17 protein-coding genes are annotated in these 20033 nt (G+C 70.2%); 11 read left to right on the top strand and 6 right to left on the bottom strand.

Annotated elements, in window-relative coordinates; translation table 11 throughout:
• Positions 1-4: 4 nt before the first annotated feature.
• From ABDZ66_RS02315 to ABDZ66_RS02305, 3 genes are read left to right on the top strand one after another with little or no spacing between them, the layout of a single operon-like run.
• Positions 5-901, top strand: a complete 897-nt coding sequence (locus tag ABDZ66_RS02315) for an alpha/beta hydrolase (protein ID WP_343755600.1) — start codon at positions 5-7, stop codon at positions 899-901.
• Between the two features lie 31 nt (positions 902-932).
• The gene (locus ABDZ66_RS02310; RefSeq protein WP_343755598.1) at positions 933-1307 is read left to right on the top strand and encodes a hypothetical protein; all 375 of its coding nucleotides are present in this window, start codon (positions 933-935) and stop codon (positions 1305-1307) included.
• Entirely contained in the window at positions 1304-1714 is a 411-nt protein-coding gene (locus tag ABDZ66_RS02305) for an inorganic diphosphatase (protein WP_343755596.1), read from the top strand. The genes ABDZ66_RS02310 and ABDZ66_RS02305 overlap by 4 nt, the downstream gene beginning before the upstream one ends.
• Positions 1715-1739: 25 nt before the next feature.
• On the opposite strand, the gene ABDZ66_RS02300 is transcribed toward ABDZ66_RS02305, so the two are convergent.
• The 3 genes from ABDZ66_RS02300 to ABDZ66_RS02290 form a co-directional block, all read right to left on the bottom strand.
• The gene (locus tag ABDZ66_RS02300; RefSeq protein WP_343755593.1) at positions 1740-2633 is read right to left on the bottom strand and encodes a hypothetical protein; all 894 of its coding nucleotides are present in this window, start codon (positions 2631-2633) and stop codon (positions 1740-1742) included.
• A gap of 70 nt (positions 2634-2703) precedes the next feature.
• Positions 2704-3396 carry a response regulator gene (locus ABDZ66_RS02295; protein WP_343755591.1) on the bottom strand — a complete coding sequence of 231 codons (693 nt, stop codon included), beginning with the start codon at positions 3394-3396 and terminating at the stop codon, positions 2704-2706.
• The gene (locus ABDZ66_RS02290; RefSeq protein WP_343755589.1) at positions 3393-5006 is read right to left on the bottom strand and encodes an ATP-binding protein; all 1614 of its coding nucleotides are present in this window, start codon (positions 5004-5006) and stop codon (positions 3393-3395) included. The genes ABDZ66_RS02295 and ABDZ66_RS02290 overlap by 4 nt, the downstream gene beginning before the upstream one ends.
• 208 nt (positions 5007-5214) lie before the next feature.
• On the opposite strand from ABDZ66_RS02290, the gene ABDZ66_RS02285 reads away from it, so the two are divergent.
• The 3 genes from ABDZ66_RS02285 to ABDZ66_RS02275 all read left to right on the top strand — a co-directional run bounded on the left by ABDZ66_RS02285 (position 5215) and on the right by ABDZ66_RS02275 (position 8285).
• On the top strand, positions 5215-6165 hold the full coding sequence (locus ABDZ66_RS02285) for a Bug family tripartite tricarboxylate transporter substrate binding protein (protein WP_343755587.1): 951 nt from the start codon (positions 5215-5217) through the stop codon (positions 6163-6165).
• 93 nt (positions 6166-6258) lie between these two features.
• Entirely contained in the window at positions 6259-6795 is a 537-nt protein-coding gene (locus ABDZ66_RS02280; protein WP_343755584.1) for a tripartite tricarboxylate transporter TctB family protein, read from the top strand.
• Positions 6795-8285, top strand: coding sequence for a tripartite tricarboxylate transporter permease (locus tag ABDZ66_RS02275; protein ID WP_343755582.1), 1491 nt, complete (start codon positions 6795-6797; stop codon positions 8283-8285). Before ABDZ66_RS02280 ends, ABDZ66_RS02275 begins: the two co-directional genes overlap by 1 nt.
• A gap of 60 nt (positions 8286-8345) precedes the next feature.
• On the opposite strand, the gene sodA is transcribed toward ABDZ66_RS02275, so the two are convergent.
• Entirely contained in the window at positions 8346-8969 is a 624-nt protein-coding gene (gene sodA / locus ABDZ66_RS02270) for a superoxide dismutase [Mn] (protein ID WP_343755580.1), read from the bottom strand.
• Positions 8970-9191: 222 nt separating this feature from the next.
• On the opposite strand from sodA, the gene ABDZ66_RS02265 reads away from it, so the two are divergent.
• Together ABDZ66_RS02265 and ABDZ66_RS02260 are read left to right on the top strand one after the other, a co-directional pair.
• Positions 9192-10847, top strand: a complete 1656-nt coding sequence (locus ABDZ66_RS02265; protein ID WP_343755578.1) for a chloride channel protein — start codon at positions 9192-9194, stop codon at positions 10845-10847.
• Between the two features lie 209 nt (positions 10848-11056).
• Entirely contained in the window at positions 11057-12298 is a 1242-nt protein-coding gene (locus tag ABDZ66_RS02260) for an MFS transporter (RefSeq protein ID WP_425544386.1), read from the top strand.
• 221 nt (positions 12299-12519) lie between these two features.
• Here ABDZ66_RS02260 and ABDZ66_RS02255 read toward each other — a convergent pair whose 3' ends face one another.
• Positions 12520-13311 (bottom strand): amino acid ABC transporter ATP-binding protein, encoded by a 792-nt coding sequence (locus tag ABDZ66_RS02255; RefSeq protein WP_343755574.1) that lies wholly within the window; start codon positions 13309-13311, stop codon positions 12520-12522.
• 242 nt (positions 13312-13553) lie between these two features.
• Between ABDZ66_RS02255 and ABDZ66_RS02250 the strand changes: the two genes are divergently transcribed.
• The 3 genes from ABDZ66_RS02250 to ABDZ66_RS02240 all read left to right on the top strand — a co-directional run bounded on the left by ABDZ66_RS02250 (position 13554) and on the right by ABDZ66_RS02240 (position 18577).
• Complete coding sequence (locus ABDZ66_RS02250; protein ID WP_343755572.1) at positions 13554-14522, top strand: TAXI family TRAP transporter solute-binding subunit; 969 nt, start codon at positions 13554-13556, stop codon at positions 14520-14522.
• A gap of 464 nt (positions 14523-14986) precedes the next feature.
• The gene (locus ABDZ66_RS02245) at positions 14987-17140 is read left to right on the top strand and encodes a TRAP transporter permease (protein WP_343755570.1); all 2154 of its coding nucleotides are present in this window, start codon (positions 14987-14989) and stop codon (positions 17138-17140) included.
• A 231-nt stretch (positions 17141-17371) separates the two neighbouring features.
• Positions 17372-18577, top strand: a complete 1206-nt coding sequence (locus ABDZ66_RS02240) for an AI-2E family transporter (protein ID WP_343755568.1) — start codon at positions 17372-17374, stop codon at positions 18575-18577.
• Positions 18578-19077: 500 nt separating this feature from the next.
• Here ABDZ66_RS02240 and ABDZ66_RS02235 read toward each other — a convergent pair whose 3' ends face one another.
• Positions 19078-19833: an ABC transporter substrate-binding protein gene (locus ABDZ66_RS02235; protein WP_343755566.1), complete on the bottom strand. Its 756-nt coding sequence runs from the start codon at positions 19831-19833 to the stop codon at positions 19078-19080.
• Positions 19834-20033: the final 200 nt, after the last annotated feature.

The following is a 20033-nucleotide window of genomic DNA, read 5'->3' as shown; positions in this document are numbered from 1 at the left end:
GGGCATGAAGGTTCCCTCCGATGCCCGACGTGCCGCTGCCCGCCACCTGCGCCTGGGGGTGGGTGCGCTGGTCCTGGGCGTGTCGCTGGCCGCCTGCTCCCGTGACGGCGCGCAGGGCGTCCTGAACAACGTGACCAGCACCGGTGGCCTGACCGTGCAGCGCGACGTGCCGTACGGGCCGGACGCCCGGAACGTTCTGGACATCTACGCGCCCGGGGACGCGAAGGGCGCGCCGGTCGTGCTGTTCATTCACGGCGGGTCCTGGCAGGGCGGTGACAAGGACGGTCACAAGTTCGTCGGGGAGTCCCTGGCGCGCGCCGGGTACGTGACGGGCGTCATGAGTTACCGGCTGGCGCCCCGGAACGTGTACCCGTCGTACGTGCAGGACGGTGCGCAGGCGCTCCGGCTGCTGCGTGACGAGGCCGCCCGTTTCGGCGGGAATCCGGACAATCTGTTCGTGATGGGTCACTCGGCCGGGGCGTTCAACGCGGCCGAACTGGTCGACAACGCCCGCTGGCTCGCCGGGGTGAACGTGCCGGTCGGCAGTGTGCGCGGCGTGATCGGGGTCGCCGGCCCGTACTCCTTCGACTTCCGGGCGTTCCAGTCGGCGGTCGCGTTCCCGAAAGACGCGACGCCCGACGAGGTCATGCCAGACCGCCACGTGCGCCGCGACGCGCCCCCGCACCTGCTGCTGGTCGCGGAGAACGACGACACGGTCGCGCCGCAGAACGCCCTGAACATGGAAGCGGCGCTGCGCGCGGCGGGCGTGCCGGTCACGCGTTCGGTGGTGCCACGCGTGGGGCACATCACGGTCATCGCGGCGATGGCGCGCCCCCTGACGTTCCTGGGCGACACGCGCGCGCAGGTGATCCGCTTCATCGAGGAGCGCCGCCTGCGCTGACCGGACCCGGCAGGGGCGGTAGACTGGGGGGGTGTCCCGTGCCCTGCTGGTGTTCGCCCTGGCCTGCGCGCCGCTGCTGGGCGGCTGCCGTTACAACTTCGTGCCGCTGATTCCCGGCGAGGTGAACGCGGCGCTGCCGGCGCGCGTCACGGCCGCCTCGTTGACCCGGGACGGCGAGCAGCTGCGGGTGAGCGCGCGGCTCGACGGCCGCTTCGAGCCGGGGTACCTGAGTGTCCGCTGGTTCGACGGGAGCCGCGAACTGGGCACCGACAGCGTGTTCCTCGATGAGCGGCAGCGCCTCGCGACGTTCACGCTGAGCGCTCCGGCCAGGGGCACGTACCGCGCGACGCTGTCGTTCGGGGGGGCGGTGCTGCGGCAGGTCGAACTGTACGAGGTCGCGCCGTGAGCGCCGAACCGCGCGCCTGGCCGGGCGTGGTCGAGTGGTCGGCCGGCACCCGCGAGCGGTTCGTGTGGCGCGGGCAGACGCTCGAGCCGCTACGGACCGAGCGCTGGGCGGCGCCCGTCAATTACGGCTGCCTGCCCGGCACGCTGAATCCCGCCGATGACGCCGAGGTGGACGCCGTGTGGCTGGGTGGGCCGCTGCCGGTCGGGACCCACCTGACGCTGCGCCCGGCCGGGCTGCTGCACCTGCTGGACGGTGATCACAAGGTCATCTTCAGTGCGGCGCCGGACCGCGTGCCGGACCCGGCGGCCGTGCAGGCGCTGCTGGACTGGTTCCCGCCGGAACGGGGCGCGCGGCTGCTCGGTCCCGACGAGGCCGCCGCGTGGCTGGGCGAGCAGTGTCCGGGCTGACCTGACCGGCCCGGCGGCGGGGAGGTCACGGGGTGCGTGCCGGGCGGGGCGGGGCGTCGGGGGTCGGCGCGGGCAGGGCCGGCGCCCAGTCCAGCGTGAGGACCTCCAGGCGGCGCGTGACCCAGCCGAGCGCCTCGCTGCGGGGGTAGGAGACGGCGCTGTGGTCCTCCCGGCTGGACACGAAGCGTTCCAGGCCGCTGCGGGTCCCGTCCAGGCGGGTGTTCGGCGTCAGTTCGAACAGGTAGTTCACGGGCAGTCCCAGTGTCTGCGTGCGGGCCGGCAGGCGCTTGCTCTGCACTTCCAGGTTCAGTTTCACGTTCGGCCAGACGACGTCCTTGATGTTCAGGTTGCGGCCCGCCACGCGGATCACGTCGCAGGCCTCCAGCGGGGACGGCCCGGCGCTCACGCCGCGCAGCGCGTCCTGAAAGTCGCCGCGCCAGCCCAGGCAGATGCCGTCCAGATCGATCTGCACGTCGAAGGTCACGTCCGGGTTCACGCGGGTCAGGTGATGCAGCCACACCGCGCCCTGCGAGTGACCCAGCAGGACCAGCCGGGGCGGCCGGGGCCCACGCAGCCAGGGTTTCAGGGCGTTCAGGTCATCCTGCAGCGCGGCGTACCCGCGCTGCGGGACGTCCAGCGCCGGGGGCGTGAAGGTGTGGGCCGGGTGACTGGCGTACCCGCGCGCCTGGACGCTCAGGCCACGGGCGGAGAACAGGTTCGCGACGGCGTCCACCGTGCCGCGCGACCCCAGGTAGTCCCAGTTGTCGCGCGGGGCGGCGCAGGGGGGCGCGCACCGGCCGGAGACCGACAGGATCACCACGTCGGGCGGGTCGGTCAGGTCCAGGGCAGGGGTGTGCGCGGCCTGCGGCGTGAGCCGGGGGGCGCACGCCGTGAGCAGCAGCAGGAACAGGGCGCGCATTCGCCTTCCAGTGTAGGAGGCGGGTGGCCCCGGTTGGTGGGCGGACGGTCAGCGCGGCCGGACGGGGCGGTCAGGGGGGCGGGTCCGGTGGGCCGCTGGCGCGGTAGAGCTTGGCGGGGCGGCCGGCCTGCCCGTACTGGTGGTCCAGGCGGGCCGCGCCGCTGCGCACGAGGTGTTCGAGGTACCGCCACGCCGTGACGCGGCTGAGGTTGAGTTGCTCGCCGATGTCCTCGGCGCTGACGGGGTGCGGGGCGACCCGTAGGGCCTGCGCGACGCGTTCGAGGGTGTTCGGGTCGATGCCGCGCGGCAGACTGGGCAGGGTCGGGCCGAGGCCCAGCAGGCGGTCCAGGCGGCCCTGGTCCAGGCGGCGGTGGTGGGGATGGTGGCGGGCGCGGTGGCGGGCCAGCAGGTCGTTCAGGCGCGCGCCGGTGAACGGCTTGATCAGGTAGTCGAACGCGCCGTGCGCGAGGGCGAGCCGCACGCTGGCCTCATCGTCGGCGGCGGTGATCAGGGCCACGTCGGTGGTCAGGCCCTGGGTGCGCCAGTGGCGCAGCAGGCCCAGGCCGCTGCCGTCGGGCAGGTGCACGTCCAGTAGGATCAGGTCGGGGCTCAGGGCGCGGGCCAGGGCGTCCGCCTGGGCGCAGGTGGCGGCGCTGCCGACGACGTGGACGTCCGGGTCGCGTTCCAGCAGGTCGCGGTTCACGCGGGCGACGCGCAGGTCATCCTCGACCAGCAGGACTCGGGTGGGGGCGGCTGGGTTCATGGGGTCTCTCCGGCGGGGTGTGGGGTGGGGGCGTGCGGGGCTGAGCGCAGGGGGGCGGGCAGCGGCAGGCTCAGCAGGAACACGGTCCGCCCGTCCCGGCGGGTGTGGCGCAGTTCGCCGCCCAGGGCGTGCAGGCGCACGGTCACGCCGTGCAGGCCGTAGCCGCGCCCCTCGCCCTTGCTGCTCACGCCGCGCCCGTACAGCCGCGCGCCCAGGTGGGCGGGCACGCCGGGGCCGCTGTCCTCGACCTCGATCTGCATGCCTTCCGGGTCCTCGCCGATCAGGACCGTGACCTGTCCGGGCTGGCCGCCCAGCGCCTCGAAGGCGTTCTGGGTGAGGTTCCCGACGGCGCTGACCAGCGTGTCCGCGTGCCGTTCCCACTGCGGTCCCAGGCTGCTGCCCTCGGCCACCTGGAAGTCGATGCCGAGTTCCTGCGCCCGCTCGCGTTTCCCGGCCAGCAGCGCGACCAGTCGCGGCACCTGCACGTCGCGCAGCAGCTGCCGGAACTGGGAGTCGGCGTGAATCTCGGCGTTCAGGACGCGCAGGGCCTCCTCGCCCCGCCCGAGTTGCAGCAGGCCGGACAGGACGTGCAGGCGGTTCTGGTACTCGTGCGTCTGGGCGCGCAGGACGTCCACGAACCCGCGTGCGTGCGTGAGTTCCTCGGCCAGCGCCAGCGCCTCGGCCCGGTCCCGGAAACCCGCCACGAACCCGCCGCCGTCCAGCGGTTCGAGGTTCACCAGGACCGGCTGGCCGCGCAGGGTCAGTTCGAGGTTCTGATGGCGGCCCGGCGCGCCGGGGTCGGTCAGGCGGGCCAGTTCCGGCCACAGTTGCGCCAGCGGGGCGTGGTCGGCGCGGCCCAGCATGCTCGCGGCGCGGTCGCTGCCCAGCGTGACCTGACCGGCGGCGTTCACGGCCAGCACGCCCTCGCGCAGCGCGGCCAGCACGGCCCGCTGCTCGCTGACCAGCGCGGCGATCTGTTCGGGTTCCAGGTTCAGGATCTCGGCCCGCAGGCGCCGCGCGGCCCACACGGCCCCCAGGGTGCCCAGCGCCAGCGCCAGCACGAACCACGGCAGCAGGCTGACGAGCGCGCCCAGCACCAGGTGCCACACCTGCGGCATCAGGTATCCGGTGCTGACCACGCCCACGACCTGCCCGCCGCGCACGCCGCCCGCCCAGATGGGCACCTTGCCGCGCACGCTCAGGCCCAGGCTGCCGCGCGCCACGCTCACGACCTCCTGCCCGGCCAGCGGCAGGGCGTTGTCGCCGCCCTCCATGGGGCGGCCCAGCCGTTCGGGCAGCGGGTGCGCCAGCCGCACGCCGCGCCGGTCCCCGACCACGATGAAGTCGGCTTCGGCCTCGGCGCGCAGGGCGTTCACGCGGGCGTTCAGGGTGGCGTCCGGGACGGCGCGGGTCGCTCCGGCGATCACGTCCGGCAGGCGCGACACGATGCGGCTGGCGGTCAGGGCGCGTTCGCCCAGGCGTTCGCGGGCCTCGCCGTACAGTTGCGCGGTCTGCACGGCGACCAGCAGCAGCGTCATGGCGCACAGCACCAGCAGGTGCAGCCGCACGAGGCGGCCCTGCAGGTCAGGGCGTCGGGAGAACACGGGCATGGGTACCGGCCCTGATTCTAGGGGGCGGGCCGGGGCGGGGCCGGTTGTGTTCATTCTGTTCACGCACGTGCGTTCCGTTCGCGAAGAACACCGTGCTGCACGCAACAAACGCCTTGAAGTGAAGGGCGCGTGAGGGTAGGGTGACCGGGTACTCACAACCCAGACCGGCTGCCCACCCGAAGCGGCAGCCCACCCCCGGAGGTTCACCATGAACGTGAAAGCTGCTGCTCTTGCCCTGTCCGCCCTGCTGGGCGCCGCCACCCCCGCCGCCGCGCAGAACCTGAACCTGCGCGTCATGGCGCCCGCCAGCCCCGGCGGCGGCTGGGACCAGACCAGCCGCGCCATCCAGACCGTCATGCAGGACGAGGGCATCGCCAAGCCCGTGCAGGTGTTCAACGTGCCCGGCGCGGGCGGCACCATCGGGCTGGCGCAGCTGTACAACAGCAAGGGCGACGGCAACCTGCTGATGACCATGGGCCTCGTGATGGTCGGCGCCATCCAGACGAACTCCTCCAAGGTGGACCTGAGCCGCGTGACGCCCATCGCCCGCCTGACCGGCGAGTACGAGGTCATCGTGGTGCCCGCCAGCAGCCCCTACAAGACGCTGGGCGACCTTGCCACGGCCTGGAAGGCGAACAACGCCCTGGCCTTCGCCGGAGGCAGCGCCGGCGGCACCGATCACATGCTGGTCGGCCTGTTCGCCAAGGCGGCGGGCGTGGACACCAAAAAGATGAACTACGTGCCGTTCAGCGGCGGCGGCGAGACCCTGGCGGCCGTGCTGGGCAACCAGGTCGCGGCGGCCGTCGCCGGGTACGGCGAGTTCGAGGCGCAGATCAAGGCCGGGAAACTGCGCGCCCTGGGCATCAGCGCCCCCAGGGCGCAGGCCGGCATTCCGGTGCCCACCATGAAGTCACAGGGCTTCAACGTTGACCTCGCCAACTGGCGCGGCATCGTCGCCCCTCCCGGCATCAGCGGCAGCCAGAAGGCCACGCTGGTCAGCGCCATGGACAAACTGCACGCCAGCAAGGCCTGGAAGGACACCCTGAAGACCCGCAACTGGACGGACCTGTACATGAGCGGCAGCCGGTTCGACGTGTTCCTGAAACTCGAAGCGGTCCGCACCCGCGAGATCCTCAAGGACATCGGGCTCGTCAAGTAATCCCGACAGTTTCGGCAGTCCGGGCGGCGGCGAGTTTCCTTCGCCCCGCCCGGCTCTGTCGTGTTCCCCCCTTCTGCTTTCGAGGTGCCCTGAATGTCTGACTCCACCGTCCCCCCCATCCCACCTGCTCCTGCCGCCCCTTCCGCGCGGCCCGGCCTGAGCGTCCCGGACCTGCTGGTCGCGCTGGGCGTCGTCCTGCTGGGCGCGCTGCTGCTGGCCGGCACGCTGCGGATTCCCTTCGGGATCAATGCCGTGGTCGGCCCGCGCGTGTTTCCGCTGATCGTGTCGGTCGGCACGCTGCTGCTGGGCGCCCTGCTGACCGTGAACGTCCTGCGCGGCGGCCGGGCCGAACCGGCCGCCGAGGAGGACACCGACCCGGACGCCCAGCCCGACCTGCGCCAGCCGGGCCTGATCCTGGGCGGGTTCCTGCTGGGCGCCGCGCTGCTGCAACCGCTGGGGTTCGTGATCGGCACGGCCCTGATGTACTTCAGCGTAGGTTTCGCGTTCGGTGAGCGGCGCGCGCCGCTGCTGGCGGGCGTGGCGCTGGCCGTGGCGCTCGTCACGTACGTGGTGTTCACGCGCGGCCTGGGCCTGACCCTGCCGCCCGGCATTCTCAAGGGCGTGCTGTGATGGAGGCCGTCACCTCCCTGCTCGCGGGCTTCGAGACGGCCCTGACGCCCCTGAACCTGCTGTGGGCGCTGATCGGCGTGACGCTGGGTACCCTGGTGGGCGTGCTGCCCGGCATCGGCCCGGCCCTGACGGTCGCGCTGCTGCTGCCCGTCACGGCCAAACTACCGCCCGTGAGTGCGTTCATCATGTTCGCCGGGATCTACTACGGCGGCATGTTCGGCGGCAGCACCACCAGCATCCTGCTGAACACACCCGGCGAGAGCAGCAGCATCATCACGGCGCTGGAGGGCAACAGGATGGCCCGCAAGGGGCGGGCGGCCGCCGCGCTGGCCACGGCTGCCATCGGGTCGTTCGTGGCCGGAACCATCGGCACGGTGCTGCTGACCTTCGCCGCGCCCGCCATTGCCAACGTGGCTGTCATGATTCCGCCCAGCGCCAAGTTCGCGCTGATCATGCTGGCGTTCGTGACCATCAGCGCCACCTTCGGCGCGTCCCCGCTGCGCGGCCTGATCAGCCTGTTCTTCGGCCTGACCATCGGCCTGATCGGCACGGACCTGCAGAGCGGGCAGGCGCGCTTCACGCTGGGCCGCCCGGAACTGCTCGACGGCATCGAGTTCGTCACGGTCGTGATCGGCCTGTTCGCCGTGGGTGAAACGCTGTTCGTCGCCAGTCGCCTGCGCAAGGACAGGGCCAGCGTCATCAAGCTGGACGGGAACGCCAGCATGACCCGCGACGACTGGCGCCGCTCCTGGAAACCCTGGCTGCGCGGCACGGCGCTGGGCTTCCCGTTCGGCGCGATTCCCGCCGGCGGCGCCGAGATTCCCACGTTCCTGTCGTACACCCTGGAACGCCGCCTGAGCAGGCACCCGGAAGAGTTCGGCAGGGGCGCCATCGAGGGCGTCGCCGGGCCGGAAGCCGCGAACAACGCCAGCGCGGCGGGCGTGCTCGTGCCGCTGCTCACGCTGGGCCTGCCCACCAGCGCCACGGCCGCCATCCTGCTGGCCGCGTTCCAGCAGTACGGCCTGCAACCGGGGCCGCTGCTGTTCGTCACGAACGGCGACCTCGTGTGGGGCCTGATCGCCAGCCTGTACATCGGGAACGTCATGCTGCTGGCCCTGAACCTGCCGCTCGCTCCCGTGTGGGCGCGGTTGCTGCTGATTCCCCGCCCGTTCCTGTACGCCGGGATTCTGGTCTTTTCCACGGTCGGCGTGTACTCCCTGAACAACTCGGTGTTCGACCTGGTGCTGCTCGCCATCTTCGGCGTGATCGGTTATGGCATGCGCCGCTTCGACTTCCCGGTCACGCCCGCCATCATCGGCGTGATCCTGGGCCCGGTCGCGGAGAGTCAGTTCCGCACGGCGCTGCAGCAGAGTAACGGCAACCCCGCCATCTTCCTGCAGAGCCCCCTGACCGTCTTCATCCTGCTGACCGTCCTGGCTGCCCTGATCGTGCCGCCCGTCCTGAAAGCCCGCGCGGCCCGCCGGGTCTGATACACACAGACAAGCGCCCCCGACCGTGATGGCCGGGGGCGCTGTCATGCCGGGAAGAGGTTACTTCGCGGCGGTGTAGCGGCGCGCGACTTCGTCCCAGTTCACGACGTTCCAGAAGGCCTTCAGGTAGTCCGGGCGCTTGTTCTGGTAGTTCAGGTAGTAGGCGTGTTCCCACACGTCCACGCCCAGGATGGGGGTGCCGCTGACGCCGGCGACGGCCTCGCCCATCAGGGGGCTGTCCTGGTTGGCGGTGCTCACGACGGCCAGCTGACCGCCTTTGACGACCAGCCACGCCCAGCCGCTGCCGAAGCGGGTCTTGGCGGCGTCCTCGAACTTCTCCTTGAAGGCGTCGAAGGACCCGAAGGCGGCCGTGATGGCGTCGGCCAGTTCACCGCCCGGTTGCCCGCTGCCCTGGGGGCCCATGACGGTCCAGAACAGGCTGTGGTTGGCGTGGCCGCCGGCGTTGTTGCGCAGCGCGCCCTTCTTGTCGGCGGGCACCTGATCGAGTTTGGTGATCAGTTCCTCGACACTCAGGCTGGCGAACTCGGTGCCTTCGAGGGCCTTGTTCGCGTTGTCCACGTACGCCTGGTGGTGCTTGGTGTGGTGGATTTCCATGGTGCGCGCGTCGATGTGGGGTTCGAGGGCGTCGTAGGCGTAGGGCAGTTGGGGCAGTTCGTAGGCCATGTTCTAGCTCCTTTTCCGGCCGGGGGTGGCCGCGTCCGCACGGTGCGGGCGCGCAGGCCGCCCCCTGGCGACCGCTGTGTATCTTACGCGCCCGTCCGGGCGTGAAGGCAGGGAAGGCACATTTATGTGGGCTTAATGTGGACGCCTTCATGGGTGGCGGCCAGGCGCGCCGGCATGCACGGCCGGACGCAGAGCGGGGCAAATGCTCTAGCATGGCGGGCAATGCGTTCGCCCCTGCCCCGCGCCGTCCTCAACCGCCTGGAAACCGGGCGGCTGGTGGTGCTCAGTGTGCTGCTGGGCGCGCTGGTGGGCGGCCTGAGTATCATCCTGCGCCTGATCCTGGACGCCGCCGCGCGCCTGGGCACCCTGATCACCGATTACGCGCCGCCCGGCACCACCGGCGAGGGCGGCCTGATGATGGCCTTCGGCACCGCCGCCCCCTGGGGCCTGCTGATCCTGCCGGCGGTCGGGGCGGCGTACGCGTGGCTGGTCCCGGCCCGCAGCGGCGACCCGCTGACGCAACTGGTCCGCGGCTACCACGCCCGCGGGCAGTGGCCCGGCCCGCTCACGCAGTTGCGGACGCTGGCGGCCACCCTGCTCGCGTACGGGTCGGGCCTGCTGATCGGGCGGGATTCGGCGTTCACCATGACCGGGCAGCTCGGCGCGCGCCTGATGCAGCGCGTCACCCGCCTGGACGCCGTGGAGGTCCGCACCCTGACCCTGGCCGGCGCGGCGGCCGCGCTGGGCGCCGTGCTGCACGCGCCGCTGGCGGCCGCCGTGCTGATCGCCGAGGTCCTGTACCGCCGCTTCGAGTTCGAGTTCGAGGTGCTGATGCCCTGCGTGCTGGCCGCCGTGGCCGGCACGGCCGTGTACGGACTGGCGTTCGGGTTCGCGCCGCTGCTGTCCTTCCCGGACGTGCAGGTGCCGGCCAGTTCGCAGGTCCTGTCCTTCGGCCTGATCGCCCTGGCGGCCACCCTGCTCGGCTGGCTGTCGCTGCTCACCTGCCGGGTCGTGCCGGACGCCTGGGCAGAGGGCCGGTTCCGGCCGCTGCTGGGCCTGACCTTCGGGGCGCTGACGGCCGCCACCGCGCTGCTCAGCACGCCCGCCGTGCTGGGTGACGGGAGCGGCTGGATGCAGCTGGGCGCCGCCGGCTTCGTGGGTGCCGAGGGCCTCGGCCAGAGCGCCTGGCGCTGGCTGCTGCTGGCGCTGGGCGCGCAGATCGCGCTGGGAGGCGGCGTGCTGCCGTCCGTGGGGGTGGGCGGCCTGCTGGGCGCCGGCCTGGGCAGCCTGCTGGGCGTGGATACCGCCACGGGCAGCATGGTCGGCGCGGTCGCGTTCCTGACCGTCACGCTGAACGTGCCGCTGGCGGCCGCGCTGCTGGCGGTCACGTGGGGCGGCGAGACGCTGCTGCCGCTGGCGCTCGTCGCGAGCGGCGTCGCGCACCTGCTGAGCGGCACCAGCGGCATCGTGCCGTCCCAGATTCAGGCGCGGCGTGACAGCGCCGTTCACGCCGGTCCCGCGTGGCTGCCCGACAATGTCCGGTTCATCCGGCGTGGCGTGCCGGTCCAGCCGGGCGTGCCTTTCGACGCGCCGGCCACGCTCGCCGGGACGGACGTGCCGCTCGACACGGACCTGCTGCCCTCCCCCACCGCCGAGCGGGAACTGTACCGCCGGGGCGTGCCGCCCAGCTGGCGCGGGGCGCGGCTGAACCTGCTGAGCCTGCCGCCCGGCGTGGAGGTCGTGGGCGTCGTGCGGGACGGCGCGGTGCGCCTGCCACGGCCGGAACTGCGCCTGACCTCGCAGGACGAACTGGTATTCCTGGCCCGCCCGGACGCGTACAGCGCCCTGGAAGGCATCCTGCGCCTGCCGGGAAGCTGAGGACTGATCCGGACTCCGATTGAATGGGCTGTAAAGCCCGTTCAATCCGAGCGAAGCGAGTAGAAGAAAAACGGGTTCCGGACGTGGAGCCGGCCATCCGGTGAAGTTCCGGATTGTTGGCGAAACAAAAGGAATCCGTATGAGGACGCCCGGGCCACCGTCCGGGCATGCGGAACTGACCGGCGGAGAAGCGTGGCGCGGCGAGGATAATGCCCCCCATGACGCCCGCCCCCGCCCGCTCCTGGGACCGCAACGAACGCCTGGGCATCCTGAACGGCTGGGCGGTCTTCACCGGTGATGGGTTCCTGAACGTGTCGGTGGTCGTGGTGGGCTTCGCGGCGCGGCTGGGCGCCCCCAACTGGGTGATCGGCCTGCTGCCCGCCATCGCGGCCGGCGGCTGGATGCTGCCGCAGCTGCTGGTGGCCGCGCGGGTCCGGAGCCTGCCGTTCAAGTTGCCGGTGTACCGCTCGGCGGCGCTGGTCCGGACCGGCACGTACCTCAGCATGGTGGCGGTGGCCGCGCTGCTGACCGACTCGCCCGGGCTGTGCCTGACGCTGTTCGTGCTGGCGATGCTGCTCAATGCGCTGGCGTCGGGCGTGTCCGGACTGCCGTTCCTGGAGGTGGTCAGCAAGACCGTCCCGGCCGAGCGTCGGCCCCGGTTCTTCGGCACCCGCAACCTGTACGGCGGCCTGCTGGCCTTCGTGGCGGGGCTGCTGGTCCGCTGGATTCTGGCGTCGGACCTGCCGTTCCCGCTGAACTACGCGCTGATCTTCGCGCTCGGCACCGCCGCGTTCACGTTCGGGTACTGGGTGTTCGGGCTGGTGAAGGAACCCCCGGACCCGCCGCTGCTCTCACAGGGGTTCCGGGGGGAACTGCGGGCCATTCCCGGCACGCTGCGCGACCCGCACTTCCGGGCGTTCCTGACCGTGCGGCTGCTGCTGGCTGCGGCCAGCATGAGCGAACCGTTCTTCGCGGTGAACGCCCTGCGTGACCTGCACTACCCCGCGGCCACGCTGGGGGTGTTCGTGATGGCCCTGACCGGCGCCGCGCCCCTGTCGAACGTCGTGTGGCAGCGGGTCGCGGAACGCAAGGGTTCGCGCCGCATCATCCGCTACGCCAGCGTGTTCTACGGTCTGGCCCCGCTGTACGCCATTGCGGTCGGCGCGCTGGGTCTGAACGCCTGGGCGTACCTGGGGGTGTTCGTGCTGTCCAGCGTCGCCACGCAGGGCTTCAACCTGGGGCACACCAACCACCTGCTGAACATCGCGCCGGAACACGCCCGCAGCCGCTACATCGGTACGCTGAACACCCTGGTCGGCGCGGCCCTGTTCACGCCGGTCCTGGGGGGCCTGCTGGCTGACCGGGTGGGGTACGCGCCGGTGTTCGCGGTCAGTGGACTGCTGTGCGCCGCCGCGTGGTGGCAGTGCGGGAAGCTGCGCCGCGACGCGTGATACGGATTCCGTTTGTTTCGCTGACAATCCGCACCTTCACCGGATTGCCGGCTCCACGTCCGGAACCCGTTTCTCTCCTGCTCGCTCCGCTCGGATTGAATGGCCTTTGCAGCCCATTCAATCGGAGTCCGTATGAGGCGACCGCCCGTGCCGACCACAGGCGAGGCGGCCCGTTCCTCTGGGAAACCGGCCGCCTCGCCTGCACTGGGTTGATTCTGCGTTCAGTGCCCGAGGATCTTGCTGAGGAACTGCCGGGCCCGCTCATGCTGCGGATTCAGGTAGAAGTTCTCCGGCGTCGTGTCCTCCACGATGTTCCCCCCGTCGAAGAACAGCACCCGGTCCGCCACCTCCCGCGCAAACCCCATCTCGTGCGTCACCACCAGCATCGTCATTCCACTCCGCGCCAGTTCCTTCATCACGTCCAGCACTTCCTTGATCATCTCCGGATCCAGCGCGCTGGTCGGCTCGTCGAACAGCATCACCTTCGGCTCCATCGCCAGCGCCCGCGCGATCGCCACCCGCTGCTGCTGACCGCCCGACAGCTGCGCCGGGTACTTGTGCGCCTGCTCCTCGATCCCCACCCGCCGCAGCAACTCCAGCCCGCGTCTCTCCGCGTCGGCCCGGCTGACCTTGCGCACCCGCGTGGGTGCCAGCGTGATGTTCTCCAGGACCGTCAGGTGCGGGAACAGGTTGAACGACTGGAACACCATCCCGACCTCGCGGCGGATCGCGTCGAGGTTGCCTTTTCCGTTCAGGGGAATGCCGTCGACGGTGATGGACCCGGCGTCGTGGGGGTCCAGGGCGTTCAGGGTGCGGATGAAGGTGCTCTTGCCGCTGCCGCTCGGCCCGATGATCACGACCACCTCGCCCCGCTGCACGCGCAGGTTCACTCCCCGCAGCGCGTGGAACGACCCGAAGTGCTTCTCCACCCCCACCGCCTCGATGATCGGCGTGCCGTCCGGGTGGGGAGCGGGGGTCGGTCCGGTGGGTGAAGGCTGGCCGGGTCGGGTCATGCCGGCAGTGTAGCGCCGACCGCACGGGCCGGGTTCCGCCGGGGGTCACGCAGACCGTCCGGCGGACCTGATCCGGCTCCGCGGAGCGGCCCGCCGGATGGCATCTGCCAGGTGGGAGGCGTGTCTGCCGCGCGTTCGGGAGGCGACGGGTGGCGTGGGTTCAGGCGGTGCATGGTAGCATCAGGGCTATTCTCAACCCGGTTCCGGAAGCCCTGGTTGCCGGACCACCCCTGGAGGACCCCATGAAGAACCGTTCCCGTCAGCTGACCGCTGTCCTGATTCTCGGCACTGCCGCCGCCGCCCTCGCGCAGGGCACCACCTTCCTCACCATCGGGTCGGGCAGCACCACCGGCGTGTACTTCCCGGTCGCGACCGGCATGGCCAAACTGGTCAACGATTCCGGTGCGGGCCTGCGCGCCAACGCCCGCTCGACCGGCGGCAGCGTGTTCAACATGAACGCCATCGCCAGCGGCGAACTCGACGCGGCCGTCGCGCAGAACGACGTCGTGTACTACGCCTACAAGGGCACGGGCCTGCAGGCCTTCCAGGGCAAGGCGAACAGCAAACTGCGCAGCATGGCGGTCCTGTACCCGGAAGTGCTGCACGTCGTGGCGCGCAAGGACAGCGGCATCAAGACCATCGCGGACCTCAAGGGCAAGCGCGTGGTGATCGGTGACCTGGGTTCCGGCACGGAACTGACGGCCAAGCAGGTGCTGGACGCCTACGGTCTGGGCTTCGACGACCTCGGGCAGGCGCTGAGGGTCTCGCCGGCGCAGGGCATCACCCTGATGCAGGACAAGCGTGCCGACGCGCTGTTCTACACGGTGGGCGTGGGCGCCAGCGCCATCAGCCAGATCGCGCAGACCGTGGACGTGAACATGGTCCCGGTCAGTGGCAACCAGGCGAGCAGCCTGATCAAGAAGTACCCCTTCTACGTGCGCTTCAACATTCCCGCCAAGAGCTACAAGGGCGTGGGTGCGACCGTGCCCAGCGTGGCGGTGCAGGCGACCCTGGTGACCAGCACGGCCCTGAGCGAGGACGCCGTGTACAAGGCCATGAAGGCCATCTTCGGCAGCGAGGGCGATGTCAAGGGCCTGCACCCCAGCCTGGCGAACAACTTCAACTACGAGAAGGCCGTCAAGGGCCTGCCCGCACCGCTGCACCCGGGCGCCCTGAAGTTCTTCAAGGAAAAGGGCCTGAACGTCAAGTGACCCGGACCCGGGCGTGAGTGGCATCGTCATGCCGCTCACGCCGGGCCGGACGCCCCGTGGCGCGGCGCAGGGTGAGAGCCAGGCGTCCCTTCCGGGCGTGAACTTGAGAACCCGGCCATTGTCCGGGGAGCGGGCGGAACAGACGGAAACCGTATGAGCCCGCCGCAGGACCGATCGGGGCCAGCTGCCGTCAACATGGGCTGGCCCCCTCGCCTTGAACGGCTGCCCGGCCCCGCGTGGATTCATACGGACTGCCGTTTGTTTCGTTCACAGATCGGAACACCACCGATCTGTCAACTCCACGTCCGGAGGGGCGCCCAGCTCCTTCTCTGCGGAGCAGCTCTCCGAGTCGCATCCGCTCGGATGGAACGGCTTTGTAAGCCCTTCAACCGGAGTCCGTATCAGCCCCCCCTGTCGCTGCGTCCGCTGGCCGGCGCCGCAGCCGCACCCTGCATGAGGAATACATGAGTGATCCAACCCGACCCATCAGCACCGACCCGACCCTGACCCCGCCCGGCACCGAGATGACCGAGGGCGAACGCCGCGCCATCGAGATGGTCGAGGCCGCCGAGACCGGCGGACGCAAACTGTTCAGCTGGCAGCGCACCCTGGTCACGGTGGTCGCCGTGGCCTGGTGCCTGTACCAGATGTACGCCGCGCAGGTCGGCAACATCGACACCCTCACCCTGCGCGCCACCCACCTGGGCTTCGCGTTCTTCCTGGCGTACCTGGTCTTCCCCTTCCGCAAGACGCCGGGCGCCCCCCAGACCCGCGTGCCCTGGTACGACTGGGTGCTGGGAATCGGCGCGACCGGCACCGCCGCGTACCTGATCACCCAGTACCCCAAGATCGCCAACGAGCAGGGCGGCGTCCTGAACCCCACCGACGTGTGGGTGGGCAGCGCCATGGTGATCCTGCTGCTGCTCGCCGCGTGGCGCACCATCGGGATCGCCATGCCCATCGTGGCGGGCGTGTTCATGCTGTACGCCCTGACCGGCCCGAAAGGCCTGATTCAGGGTGACCTGGGCCCGCAGCTGCAACTGCACGCCGGGCAGACCTGGCCGCAGGTGGTCGGGCAGCTGTTCGCGAACACCGAGGGAATCTTCGGCACGGCCATCGGCGTCAGTGCCCAGATCGTGTTCCTGTTCGTGCTGTTCGGCGCGGTGTTCGACAAGCTCGGGGCGGGCGAGTGGTTCATGAACATCGCCCAGGGCCTGCTGGGCGGCTTCCGGGGCGGCCCGGCCAAGGCCAGCGTCCTGAGCAGCGCCCTGAACGGCATCATCTCGGGATCGGCGGTCAGTAACGTCGTGACCGGCGGGAACATCACCATCGGCACCATGAAACGTGTCGGGTACAGCGCCGAGAAGGCCGGAGCCATCGAGGTCGCCAGCTCCAGCAACGGACAGCTGATGCCGCCCGTGATGGGCGCGGCGGCGTTCATCATGGCGCAGAACCTGAACATCGAGTACCGCACCCTGATTCTCGCGGCGGCCATTCCGGCATTCCTGTGCTACGGCGCGCTGCTGGTCGTCACGCACATCGAGGCCCTGAAACTGAACCTGAAGGGCCTGCCGAAAAGCGAACTGCCGCGCGTGCGTCAGACCCTGCTGTCCGGCTGGTACTACCTGCTGCCGCTGGGCTACCTGATCGGCACGCTGACCATCAACCCGGACGCCAACCCGGAGCGCGTGGCGCTGAACACCATCGTGGTCATGATGGGCATGATGCTGCTGCAGGAAGGCTTCTTTGCCGGCCGGGACGGACGCGGCGCGGCGCGCGGCGTGCTCGACGGACTGAAGAAGCTCGTCGAGGCCTTCGAGGGCGGCGCGCGCTCCATGATCGGGATCGCCATCGCCACCGCTGCCGCCGGGATCATCGTGGGCATCGTGACCATCACCGGCCTGGGCTTCGGCCTGGCGGACATCGTGCAGCTGGCCAGCGACAGTGTGCGCTCGCTGCTGGCCTTCGCCGGACCGCAGGTGGCGTCATTCGCGGCCGTGGTGGTGGTGCTGGCCATGGCGCAGCTGATCGCGTTGATTCTCGGGATGGGTCTGCCCACCACCGCGAACTACATCCTGATGAGCGCCCTGATCGTCCCGATCATCGCCAAGGTCGCGGGCCTGGACACCAGCAACCCCGCGCAGATGCTGCCCGTGCACATGTTCGTGTTCTACTTCGGGATCATGGCCGACAGCACGCCCCCGGTGGCGCTGGCGGCGTTCGCGGCGGCCGCCATCAGCGGCGGCAACCCGGTCGCGACCGGCGTGCAGGCCTTCCAGTACGAGCTGCGCACGGCGTTGCTGGCGTACATGATGTTCTTCAACCCGCAGCTGCTGCTGATCGCCGGGGGACGCCTGAACGGCGTGCCGTTCGGGGAGGCGGTCTTCATGGTGGTCTTCGCGTTCATCGGCCTGGTGGCCTTCAGCGCCGCCACGCTGCGCTTCCTGCACCGCCGCACGAACCCGCTGCAGACGCTGCTGCTGCTGCTCGCGTCGTTCATCCTGATTATTCCCACGCAGATCGTGTGGAACCTCGCGGCGCTGGCACTGATCGCACTGGTGTACTTCTGGCAGAAGGTCGGCAGCCGCGCCGGCCCGCCACCCCTCGCCGCACAGTGATCCGGACTGCCGTCCGGTGCGCCCTCCACCCGGAAGGACACCGGGTTGCCCGGTCCACGTCCGGAACCCGCCACCCGCTCGCCCGGCTGACCGCCGCACCCCGGGCAGCGCGCCCTGCACGCCCCGCGAGAACTGACTTCAGGGTCGCCTGAAGGAACACCCAAGCATTCACGCCCCGGACAGCCGTTCCGGGGCGTTCCACTGGCCCCGCGCGGATGACAGGATGAGAGCGTGAGCCTCCCTCCGTCCCGCCCCGTCTCCCCTGCCGACCTTCCCGGCCCGCCGGACTGGCGTCAGGCCCGCACGGTCCCGAAGCTGCTGCGCGCGCTGTGGCATATTCCGGCCGTCCGGCTGATCGTGTACGCCGCGCTGCTGATCGTGGGGCTGCGGGTCCTGCTGTGGTGGTCGCAACTGCTGACCAGCGTGATCGTGACTGTCCTCGTCGCCTACGGCCTGGCCTTCCTGGCCAACCCGGTCCTGTCCTGGCTGGAACGCCGGCGCGTGAGCCGCATGGTGGGCGTGCTGCTGCTGGTCGTGGTGACACTGGCCATCACCACGCTGCTGTTCATGACCGTCAGTGCGCAGGTGACGGGCCTGATCAACGGGCTGCCGGACCTCGCGCGGAACCTCAAGGAACTCGTGAACACCAGCCTCAACCGCCTGGACAGCATCAAGGGAGCCGAGGGCGTCAAGGAGAGCCTCTCGCGGTACATCGACGAGCAGACCGGCACCCTCACCATGAACACGGGCGCCCTGCTCGAACGGCTGGTCAGCGCCGGTCCGGACGTCCTGGGCACCCTGACCAACCTGTTCGGCTGGCTGGGTCAGGCGGGGTTCATCGTGACGCTCGCCATGTACTTCATGCTCGACTACGACCGGGTCGGGCACGGCCTGCTGCGGGTCTTTCCGCGCCGCTGGCAGCCGACCCTGCTGCGCCTCTCGGAAGACGTGAGCGGTTCCTTCGGCGGGTTCCTGCGCGGCCAGCTGCTGCTGATGCTCAGCAGCGCCGTGCTGGCCAGCGCCGGCCTGATCGCGCTGCACGTCCCGAATGCCCTGGCGCTGGGTGTGCTGAGCGGCCTGTTGACCCTGGTTCCCTACGTGGGGATCGTCGTGGCGGCCGCCGTTCCGATGCTGCTGGCGCTCGGGCAGGGGGTCACCACTGTCGCGCTGGTCGCGCTGCTGTACTTCGTGATCAACCAGCTGCAGGGCAACGTGCTGGGGCCGCTGATCATGGGCCGCACCGTCCGGCTGAGTCCGGCGGCGATCCTGATCGCGCTGCTGGCCGGGCTGGCCGTCGCGGGCGTCGCGGGCGCAATCCTGGCCGTGCCGCTGACCACGCTGCTCAAACGCTGGATGGAACGCTACTGGATGACCAGCCCGGCCTACCGTGGCAGCAGCGAAAGCGGCGCCCTGCCGCCCGAAACGCCCGGTTCGTAGGCACGCCGGGCTGTCCCGCAGCGGAGGAGCCCGGTGGCCGCGAACAGACGCAGCGGCTGGGCGGAAGCACGTGTCTCCCGCCCAGCCCTGAAGGTGGCCCGACTCGGCGCAGGGGGCGGCCGGTCACACTGCCGTCTGTTGCGTCAGAGCAGTTGCCATGAAGAGGCCGTCTGTCTGGCCGGGCGGACTTGTCACGCTCCGCACGAGAGCGGGTGACTGTGGACGGGCCGGACGGACTGGAACAGCCGCGAAGCGGAGAAGGGAGGCACCGGACGTCTGTTGTTCCGATGCCTCCCTTCGGAGAACGACTCTAACGCCACGCCCGGATTGAACGAGGTTGCAACCCTTTCAACCGGAGTCCGTATCATACGGATTCCGTTTATTTCGTTGACAGATCGGAACACCACCGATCTGCCAACTCCACGTCCGGAACCCGTTTCTCTCCTGCTCGCTCCGCTCGGATTGAATGGCCTTTGCAGCCCATTCAACCGGAGTCCGTATCAGCGGCAGCGGACGTCCGTGCCGAAGTACTGACCGCTGAGTTTGGCGTAGCTGCCGTCGCTGAGGGACTTGGCAAGCGCCGAGTTCAGTTCCTTGAGCAGCCCCGTGTTGCCCTTCTTGACGGCCATGCCGATCCGTTCTTTGAACAGCAGTTCCCCGGCGCCCAGTTTGCCCTTCTGGGCTTTCACGAGGTCCAGGCCCGTGAACTTGTCGCCCACCCAGGCGTCCACGCGGCCGGCGAGCAGCGCTGCCTGCGCGTCGGTGTCCTTGGGGAAGGTCTTGACTTCCTTCACGCCCGGCACCTTGCGGACGTTCTCGAGGTACGTGGTGCCGACCTGCACGGCCACCGTCTTGCCTTTCAGGTCGCTGCCACTCTTCGGGCCGCCCACGCGGCTGACGACCGCGCCGCCGGTGCAGTAGTGCGGGTTGCTGAAGTCCACGGCCTTGGCGCGTTCGGGCGTGATGCCGTGGCTGGCGATCACGAAGTCGTAACGGTCCTGCTGCAACCCGATCAGCAGGCTGTCGAAGGGCTGCGTGACCCACTGGACCTTCAGGCCCAGCTGCCTGGCCAGCTGGTTGGCAAGGTCAACTTCGAAGCCGGTCAGTTCCTTGCCCTTGATGAGGTTGAACGGCGGGAAGGCCCCCTCGGTAGCGATCTTGATGGTGCCCGACTTCTTGATGTCCTCCCAGGAGCGGGCCTGGGCGGTGGTGGCGAGCAGGGCCAGGGCAGTCAGGGTCAGCAGGGTTTTCTTCATCAGGACTCCTTGTTCCGGTTCAGCTGCGGTCCCGCCGGGGCGGGCCTCATCAGACGCAGATTCCAGTGGTGGATGACACGATTCTACAGGATCCGCGTGCAGGCAGGATCCCGTGCCTCCACGTGCAACGCGCCGCTTCTATCCGTGAAGCGGCGCGTTGCACGTGGAGCCGGAGGGGGGGGTGCCTTCAGGGCAGCGGA

Source organism: Deinococcus depolymerans (assembly GCF_039522025.1).
Taxonomy (GTDB): Bacteria; Deinococcota; Deinococci; order Deinococcales; family Deinococcaceae; genus Deinococcus; species Deinococcus depolymerans.
This window is presented reverse-complemented; position numbering and strand designations above follow the sequence as displayed.

Bases quoted from the DNA above. Each gene is read 5' to 3' on its own strand.
- ABDZ66_RS02315 (WP_343755600.1), top strand. From the start codon at position 5: ATGAAGGTTCCCTCCGATGCCCGACGTGCCGCTGCCCGCCACCTGCGC.
- ABDZ66_RS02300 (WP_343755593.1), bottom strand. From the start codon at position 2,633: ATGCGCGCCCTGTTCCTGCTGCTGCTCACGGCGTGCGCCCCCCGGCTC.
- ABDZ66_RS02295 (WP_343755591.1), bottom strand. From the start codon at position 3,396: ATGAACCCAGCCGCCCCCACCCGAGTCCTGCTGGTCGAGGATGACCTG.
- ABDZ66_RS02290 (WP_343755589.1), bottom strand. From the start codon at position 5,006: ATGCCCGTGTTCTCCCGACGCCCTGACCTGCAGGGCCGCCTCGTGCGG.
- ABDZ66_RS02285 (WP_343755587.1), top strand. From the start codon at position 5,215: ATGAACGTGAAAGCTGCTGCTCTTGCCCTGTCCGCCCTGCTGGGCGCC.
- ABDZ66_RS02280 (WP_343755584.1), top strand. From the start codon at position 6,259: ATGTCTGACTCCACCGTCCCCCCCATCCCACCTGCTCCTGCCGCCCCT.
- ABDZ66_RS02275 (WP_343755582.1), top strand. From the start codon at position 6,795: ATGGAGGCCGTCACCTCCCTGCTCGCGGGCTTCGAGACGGCCCTGACG.
- sodA (WP_343755580.1), bottom strand. From the start codon at position 8,969: ATGGCCTACGAACTGCCCCAACTGCCCTACGCCTACGACGCCCTCGAA.
- ABDZ66_RS02265 (WP_343755578.1), top strand. From the start codon at position 9,192: ATGCGTTCGCCCCTGCCCCGCGCCGTCCTCAACCGCCTGGAAACCGGG.
- ABDZ66_RS02260 (WP_425544386.1), top strand. From the start codon at position 11,057: ATGCCCCCCATGACGCCCGCCCCCGCCCGCTCCTGGGACCGCAACGAA.
- ABDZ66_RS02255 (WP_343755574.1), bottom strand. From the start codon at position 13,311: ATGACCCGACCCGGCCAGCCTTCACCCACCGGACCGACCCCCGCTCCC.
- ABDZ66_RS02250 (WP_343755572.1), top strand. From the start codon at position 13,554: ATGAAGAACCGTTCCCGTCAGCTGACCGCTGTCCTGATTCTCGGCACT.
- ABDZ66_RS02245 (WP_343755570.1), top strand. From the start codon at position 14,987: ATGAGTGATCCAACCCGACCCATCAGCACCGACCCGACCCTGACCCCG.
- ABDZ66_RS02235 (WP_343755566.1), bottom strand. From the start codon at position 19,833: ATGAAGAAAACCCTGCTGACCCTGACTGCCCTGGCCCTGCTCGCCACC.